The sequence below is a fragment of the Streptomyces deserti genome (genome assembly GCF_054782695.1).
Map to the genome: position 1 here is coordinate 1 of NZ_BAAGRZ010000071.1, position 8,551 is coordinate 8,551.

At 71.9% G+C, this 8,551-nt stretch carries 1 protein-coding gene; it reads left to right on the forward strand.

Annotation, left to right across the window (positions count from 1 at the left end):
- Positions 1-105 precede the first annotated feature (105 nt).
- A partial coding sequence (locus tag ACYVMZ_RS38845) for an amino acid adenylation domain-containing protein (protein WP_461087959.1) occupies positions 106-8,551 on the forward strand: 8,446 nt, incomplete at its 3' end.

Consider the following 8,551-nt stretch of genomic DNA (forward strand, 5'->3'; position numbering starts at 1 on the left):
GTGGAGTGGTTGCGGCGGCGTGGGGTGTCGGTGTCGGTGCGGGCGTTGTTCGTGACGCCGACGCCGGCTGCGCTTGCGGCGGTGGCGGGGCCGGAGTTGGTGGAGGTGCCGCCGAACCTCATCCCCGAGGGCGCTAGCGAGATCCGGCCGGAGATGCTGCCGTTGGTGGAGTTGTCCGAGGCGGAGGTCGCGCGGGTGGTGGCGGCCGTGCCGGGTGGTGCGGCCAACGTGCAGGACGTCTACCCGCTCGCGCCGCTGCAGGAAGGAATCTTCTTCCACCACCTGATGGCCGACCGGGACGGCGACGACGTTTACGCCATGCCGTTCACCTTGCGAATGGACTCGCGAGCCCGACTGGACTCCTTCCTGGGCGCGTTGCAGCAGGTGGTGGACCGGCACGACGTGTATCGCACGGCGATCGTGTGGGAGGGGCTGCCCGAGCCCGTCCAGGTGGTGTGGCGGCACGCCGAGCTGCCGGTCACCGAGGTCACCCTCGACGCCGACGCGGGAGACGCGGTCGGGCGACTGCTGGCGGCCGCCGGCGGGCGCATGGAACTGGACCGTGCGCCCTTGCTGACGGTGCACATCGCGGCCGAGCCGGACGGCGGCGGATGGCTGGCGCTCGTGCGGATGCATCACCTGGTCCAGGACCACACGGCCTTGGAAGTGGTCCTCGACGAGGTGAAGGCGTTCCTGACCGGACGAGCGGACGTGTTGCCGGCGCCGGTGCCGTTCCGTGAGTTCGTGGCGCAGTCCCGGCTGGGCATGCCCGAGGAAGCGCATCAGGAGTACTTCTCCGCACTGCTGGGTGACGTGACGGAGACCAGCGCCCCCTACGGGCTGCTCGACGTGCACGGTGACGGCGCGGGGGCCACCCAGGGCCGGTTGGCCGTCGAGGGCGGCCTGGCCGCGCGCGTGCAGAAGGTGGCGCGGTCGCTCGCGGTGAGCCCCGCGACGGTCTTCCACGTTGCGTGGGGGCGCGTACTGGCGGCGGTGTCCGGGCGTGATGACGTCGTGTTCGGCACGGTGCTGCTGGGCCGGGCGAGCGTCGGAGCGAACCGTGTTCCGGGGCTGTTCATGAACACCCTGCCGGTCAGGGTCAAGTCGGCCGGCCGGACCGTGGACCAGGCGCTGGCCGACATGCGCGAACAGCTCGCCGAGCTGCAGGTCCACGAGCACGCGCCATTGACACTGGCTCAGGCGGCCAGCGGCCTGCCCGGCGGCCGCCCCCTGTTCACCTCCATCTTCAACTACCGGCACATCCAGGCGGATGTCGCGCAGTCCGGCACCGGAATCGACGGCATCGACGCCGTACTGACGAGGGATCCGACGAACTATCCCCTCGACGTTTCCATCAACCAGAGCACCTCCGGCTTCGAGATCATCGTGGAGGCGACGGCACCGGCCGACCCGACAGCAGTGTGCAGGCTCCTGCACACCTCGGTGGCGAACCTGGTCGCGGCGTTGGAGGACACCCCGGACGTTCGGCTCGGGGCGGTGGACATCCTGGATCCCGAGTACGGCGCGTTGCTGCGGCACGTCAACGACACGGCCGTGCCTGCACCGGACGGTCTTGTGCCTGCGCTGTTCACCGCGCAGGCGGCGCGTCTGCCCGAGGCGGTGGCGCTGGTGGGGCCCGGCGTGAAGCTGAGCTACGGCGAGGTCGAGGCACGGTCGAACCGGTGGGCCAGGCATCTGATCGCCGCGGGCGTGGGGCCGGAGTCGGTGGTCGCGCTGCTGCTGGAGCGTTCACCGGATCTGCTGGTGGCGATTCTCGCGGTGCTGAAGGCCGGTGGCGCGTATCTGCCGATCGATCCGGAGCAGCCGGCCGAGCGTGTGGCGTTCATGATCGAGGATGCCGCACCGGTTCTGGTGCTGGATGAGGCCGCGATGCGGGTGGAGGTGGAGGGGTATGCCGAGTCGGCGGTGTCCGATGCCGATCGGATCGCTCCGCTGCTGCCCGGTCATCCGGCCTACGTGATCTACACGTCGGGCTCGACGGGACGGCCGAAGGGTGTCGTCGTCTCGCACGAGGGATTCGCCAATCTCTCGGTCAGCCATGGCCGGTTCGGTGTGGGGCCGGGGAGCCGGGTGGCGCAGTTCGCGTCGGTGGGTTTCGACATGTTCTGCGAGGAGTGGCTGCTGGCCCTCCTGTCCGGGGCGGCTCTGGTGACCGTTCCGGCCGACCGGCGGCTCGGCGCCGAGTTCGCGGAGTTCCTGGCGGACTCCGGGGTGACACATGCGACGTTGCCGCCCGCCGTGGTGGCCACCATCCCGGAGGGAGCCCTCGACGACGGCTTCGTGCTGGACGTGGGCGGCGAGGCGCTTCCGGCCGAGGTGGTCGCCCGGTGGGCGGCCGGGCGGAAGATGTTCAACAGCTACGGGCCGACGGAGACCACGGTGAACGCGGCCGTGTGGCGGTGCCGTCCTGATCTGGAGGCGGGTGCGGCGGTGCCGATCGGCCGCCCGATCGCCAATACCCGGGTCCATGTGCTCGACGACGCGCTGCGGCCTGTCCCGGCGGGCGTGCTGGGCGAGTTGTATGTGACGGGTACGGGCCTGGCGCGCGGCTATCTGGGACGCGCCGGCCTGACCGCCGAACGGTTCGTGGCATGCCCCTTCGAACCGGGGCGGCGGATGTACCGCACCGGTGACCGGGTGCGGTGGAACACCGACGGGGAACTCGTGTTCGCCGGGCGGGCGGATGAGCAGGTCAAGATCCGCGGGTTCCGGATCGAGCCGGGCGAGGTCGAGGCCGTGCTGGCGGCCCATCCGCAGGTGGAGCAGGCCACGGTCGTCGTGCGGGAGGACACGCCCGGTGACCTCCGGCTGGTCGGCTACGTCATCCCCGCCGAAGGCGGGAACGCCGCCGAACTGCCCGACGCCGTGCGCGGGTTCGCGGCGCAGCGGTTGCCGTCGCACATGGTGCCGTCGGCCGTGGTGGTGCTGGACGCGTTCCCGCTGACGCCGAACGCCAAGCTGGACCGCAAGGCGCTGCCCGCGCCGGCGTACACGGCGGCGGCCGGGCCGAGCCGGGCCCCGGCCACCGTACGCGAGGAGATCATCTGCGCGGCGTTCGCGCAGGTCCTTGGGCTGGAGCGGGTGGGGGCCGACGACGACTTCTTCGCCCTGGGCGGGCACTCCCTGCTCGTCGTCTCGCTGGTGGAGCGGCTGCGGCAGCGCGGGGTGTCGGTCTCGGTGCGGGCGCTGTTCGTGACGCCGACGCCCGCCGGACTGGCGGCGGCCGCGGGGCCGGAGGCGGTGGTGGTGCCGCCCAACCCGATTCCGCAGGGTGCGCAAGAGATCACGCCGGAGATGCTGCCGCTGGTCCGGCTCACCGAGACCGAGATCGAACGGGTGGCGGCGGCGGTGCCCGGAGGCGTGCCCAACATCCAGGACGTGTATCCGCTGGCGCCGTTGCAGGAGGGCATCTTCTTCCACCACCTGATGGCCGACCGGGACGGCACGGACGTCTACGTGACGCCGTCCACGCTGCGGTTCGACTCGCGCAGCCGCCTCGACGCGTTCCTCGCCGCGTTGCGGCAGGTCGTGGACCGCAACGACGTGTACCGCACGGCGATCGTGTGGGAAGGGCTGCGTGAACCGGTCCAGGTGGTGGTACGCCACGCGGAGCTGCCCGTGACCGAGGATTCGGCGGAGCGGCTGCTCGCGGCGGGCGGCGGGTGGATGGACATCGGCCGGGCTCCGCTGATGGACGTGCGCGTCGCGGCCGAGCCGGGCACCGAGCGGTGGCTCGCGCTCGTGCGCATCCACCACCTGGCGCAGGACCACACGGCGTCGGACGTGCTCCTCGACGAGGTGCGGGCCTTCATGGCCGGGCAGGCCGACCGGCTGCCGCCGCCGGTACCGTTCCGTGAGTTCGTGGCGCAGGCACGGCTGGGGACGCCGCGAGAGGAACACGAGCGGTACTTCGCCGAACTCCTCGGGGACGTCACCGAGCCCACCGCGCCCTACGGCCTGATGGACGTGCTCGGTGACGGCGGTGCGGCTCAGGCGGGCCGGCTGCCCGTGGACGCCGCCCTGGCCCGGCGCGTGTGGGAGGTGGCGCGCTCGCTGGGCGTCAGCCCGGCGACGGTGTTCCACCTGGCCTGGGCGCGCGTGCTCGGGGCCGTGTCCGGCCGCCGCGATGTCGTGTTCGGCACGGTGATGTTCGGACGGATGAACGCCGGCGAGGCCGCGGACCGGGTGGCGGGCCTGTTCATCAACACCCTCCCGGTTCGCGTGGACCTGGCCGGACACGGTGTCGGCGAGGCGCTGACCGGACTGCGCGGCCAGCTCGCGGAGCTGCTCGTGCACGAGCACGCGTCGCTGACGCTGGCGCAGGCGGCCGCCGGCCTGTCCGGTGGCGGACCGCTGTTCACCTCGATCTTCAACTACCGGCACGTCCAGGCCACGGACACCGGCGAGGCGGAGCTGGAGGGAATAGAAGTACTTTCCCTCCACGACCACACCAACTACCCGCTCACCGTCTCGGTGGACCAGAGCGCGACCGGCTTCGACCTGGTCGTGGAGGCTGTGGCGCAGGTCGATCCGATGGAGGTGTGCAGGCTGCTGCACACCTGCCTGGCGAACCTGGTCGCGGCCCTGGCGGACTCCCCGGACGTCCCCCTCGGCGCGATCGACGTCCTCGACGCCGAGTACGCCGAGCGGCTGTGCCGGAGCGACGACCTGGCGGGGCCGGTGCCGGATGCCCTGGTGCCGGATCTGTTCGCCGCGCAGGCGGCGCGGACCCCGGAGGCGGTCGCGCTGGTGGGCGCCGATGCCGAGCTGAGTTACGGGGAGGTCGAGGAGCGGTCGAACCGTCTGGCGCGGAAGCTGATCGCGCAGGGGGTCGGCCCGGAGTCGGTGGTGGCTGTGGTGCTGGAGCGGTCGCCGGAGGTGGTGGTCGCTGTCCTGGCGGTGCTGAAGGCGGGCGGCGCGTACGTGCCGATCGACCCCGGGCAGCCGCGCGAGCGTGTCCGGTTCGTGCTCGAGGACGCCGGGCCGGTGCTGGTGTTGGACACACCCGAGTTCCTCGCGGAGACCGCCGGCTACGACGCGGCGCCCATTTCGGACGCCGACCGCATCGCTCCGCTGCTGCCCTCGCACCCGGCGTACGTGATCTACACGTCGGGGTCCACCGGGCGGCCGAAGGGCGTGCTGGTGCCGCACCGGAACGTGGTGGCGTTGTTCGCCGCCGCCCGGGAGGTGCTCGACTTCGGCGCGGACGACGTGTGGAGCTGGTTCCACTCGCTGGCCTTCGACTTCTCCGTATGGGAGTTGTGGGGCGCGCTGCTGCACGGCGGGCGGGTGGTGGTGGTGCCGTTCGACGTTTCACGGTCGCCGGGGGAGTTCGCGGAGCTGCTGGAGCGTGAACGTGTGACGATGCTGAGCCAGACGCCGTCGGCGTTCTACCAGTTGATGGCGGCTCAGCCGGATCGCTCGGGCGCGCTCGGTGCCGTGCGGACGGTGGTCTTCGGCGGGGAGGCGCTGGAGCCCGCGCGGCTGGCCGGCTGGTGGGAGCGGTACGGCGAGGATGCCCCGCGGCTGGTGAACATGTACGGGATCACCGAGACCACCGTGCATGTCACGCACCACGCTGTCGGGCCGGATGACGGCGCGGACGGCAGTGTGATCGGTCGTGGCCTTCCGGGCCTGTCGGTGTACGTGCTGGACGAGTGGCTGCGGCCCGTGCCCGTGGGCGTGGTGGGCGAGTTGTACGTGGCCGGGACCCAGGTGGCGCGTGGCTACGCGGGGCGTGCGGCACTGACCGGTGAACGGTTCGTGGCGTGTCCGTTCGGTGGGTCCGGCGGGCGGATGTACCGGACGGGGGACCGGGCTCGCTGGGCCTCGGAGGGCCGGCTGGTGTTCGCCGGCCGGGCGGACGACCAGGTGAAGATCCGCGGGTTCCGGATCGAGCCGGGTGAGGTCGAGGCCGTCCTCGCGGCGCACCCGGCCGTCGCCCAGGCCGCGGTGGTCGCCCGCGACGGCGCCCCGGGCGGCATGCGGCTCGTCGGCTACGTCGTGCCGGCCGACGGTTCCGACGGTGTCCTGGACGAGGTGCGCGCATACGCGGGACAGCGGCTGCCGTCGTACATGGTGCCGTCGGCGTTCGTGGAGCTCGACGCCCTCCCGTTGACGGTCAACGGCAAGCTGGACCGCAGGGCGCTGCCGGAGCCGGACCAGGCCGGCGCCGGTACCGGACGCGCCCCGGTCACGGCTCAGGAAGAGCTGCTGTGCGCGGCGTTCGCCGAGGTGCTCGGCCTGGACCGGGTCGGGGTCGATGACGACTTCTTCGCCCTGGGCGGGCATTCGCTGCTCGCGGTGTCGCTGGTGGAGTGGCTGCGGCAGCGCGGCGTGTCGGTCTCGGTGCGGGCCCTGTTCGCGTCACCGACCCCGGCCCGCCTGGCCGCGGTGGCCGGGCCCGATCAGGTCGAGGTACCGCCCAGCCGGATCCCCGACGGCGCCACCGAGATCACGCCGGAGATGCTCCCCCTGGTCGAACTGACGGATGACGAGCTGGCCTCCGTCGTGGCGGCCGTTCCGGGCGGCGTGCCCAACATCCAGGACGTGTATCCCCTGGCGCCCCTGCAGGAGGGCATCTTCTTCCACCACCTGATGGCCGACCGGGACGGCACGGACGTCTACGCGACACCGATGGTGCTCACCATCGACTCCAGGGACAGACTCGAGGACTTCCTCGCGGCGCTGCGGCAGCTGGTGGTCCGCAACGACATCTACCGCACCGCGATCATGTGGGAAGGACTGCGCGAACCGGTGCAGGTGGTCGTGCGCCACGCGGATCTGCCGGTCGAGGAGATCACCTTCGACCCCGCCGGGCCCGAGGCCGCCGATCAGCTTCTGTCGGCGGGCGAGTCCGCCATCGACCTGACGCGAGCGCCGTTGCTGCGGGTGCGCGTGATGGCGGCCCCGGACGGCGGCTGGACGGTACTGCTGCGCATCCACCACCTGGTCCAGGACCACACCACCTTCGACGTGGTGCTCGACGAGCTCCGCGCGCTGATGAACGGGCAGGGGGAGCGGCTGCCCGCGCCGGTGCCGTTCCGTGAGTTCGTGGCCCGGGCGCGGTTCGGGGTGTCCCAGGAGGAGCACGAGCGGTACTTCACCGACCTGCTGGGCGACGTCACCGAGACCACGGCCCCGTACGGCCTGATGGACGTCTACGGTGACGGCACGGACGCCGCGCAGGTCCGGCTGACGATGGACGACGCCCTGACCGGGCGGGTCCGCAGCCTGGCGCGGTCGCTCGGTGTGAGCCCGGCGACGCTGTTCCATGTGGCGTGGGCGCGGGTGCTCGGCACGCTGTCGGGCCGCGACGACGTCGTGTTCGGCACGATCCTGTTCGGACGGATGAACGCGGGCGCCGGCGCGGACCGCGCACCGGGCCTCTTCATCAACACCCTGCCCGTGCGGCTGGGCCTGGCCGGCAAGAGTGTGGCCGAGGTCCTCACGGACATGCGCAGCCAGCTCGCCCACCTGATGGTCCACGAACACGCCTCGCTCACCCTGGCACAGCGGGCCAGTGCTGTGCCCGGAACCAGCCCGCTGTTCACCTCACTGTTCAACTACCGGCACAACCTGCCGACCGAGCGGCACCCCGGTGCCGACCTCGACGGCGTGACCCTCGTGATGCACCGGGACTACTCGAACTACCCGGTGGTCGTGTCCGTCGACGACGACGGCACAGGTTTCGAGGTGGAAGTGGAGGCCGTCGCCCCGGTCGATCCCGCATGGGCGGGCACGCTGCTGCTCACCTGCCTGGACGGTCTGGCGAACGCCCTTGAACAGGCCCCGGACACACCCCTGACAACGGTTGACGTGCTCGGCCCGGCCGAGCGCATCCGGATTCTGGCGGGATGGAACGACACGGCGGCACCCGTGCCGGGCGGGTCGGTGCCTCAGGCGTTCGCCGAACGCGTGGCGGCGGATCCGGACGCGGTGGCCGTGGCGGGTGACGGCGTGGAGCTCACCTACCGGGAGCTGGACGAGCGTTCGGACCGGTTGGCGCGGGTGCTTTCGGGGGTGGGCGGCGGCCCGGAGCCGGTCTTCGCCGTACTGATGGAGCGCTCTGCCGACCTGGTGGTGGCGTTGCTGGCGGTGCTGAAGGCCGGTGGTGCGTATCTGCCGCTGGACGCGACGTGGCCGTCGGCGCGGAAGCGTTCGGTGATCGAGGACGCGGGCGCCTGCCTGGTCGTGGTGAGTGAGGCGTCGGCCGGGCAGGACGTCGGGGTCGCCGAGGTGACCGTGGACGCCGGGTCGGACGAGGGACCACTCCCGGTCGTGGCGGAATCGGCGGCCGCGTATGTGATGTACACGTCGGGTTCGACGGGTGTGCCCAAGGGTGTGGTGACCACGCACCGGGATGTCGTCGCGCTGGCCAGGGACCGGTGCTGGGGTGTGACGCCGCGGGTGCTGTTCCATGCCCCGCACGCGTTCGACGCGTCGTCGTACGAACTGTGGGTGCCGTTGCTGTCCGGCGGCACGGTCGTGGTGGCGCCGAACGAGGCGGTGGACGGGACGGTGATGCGGC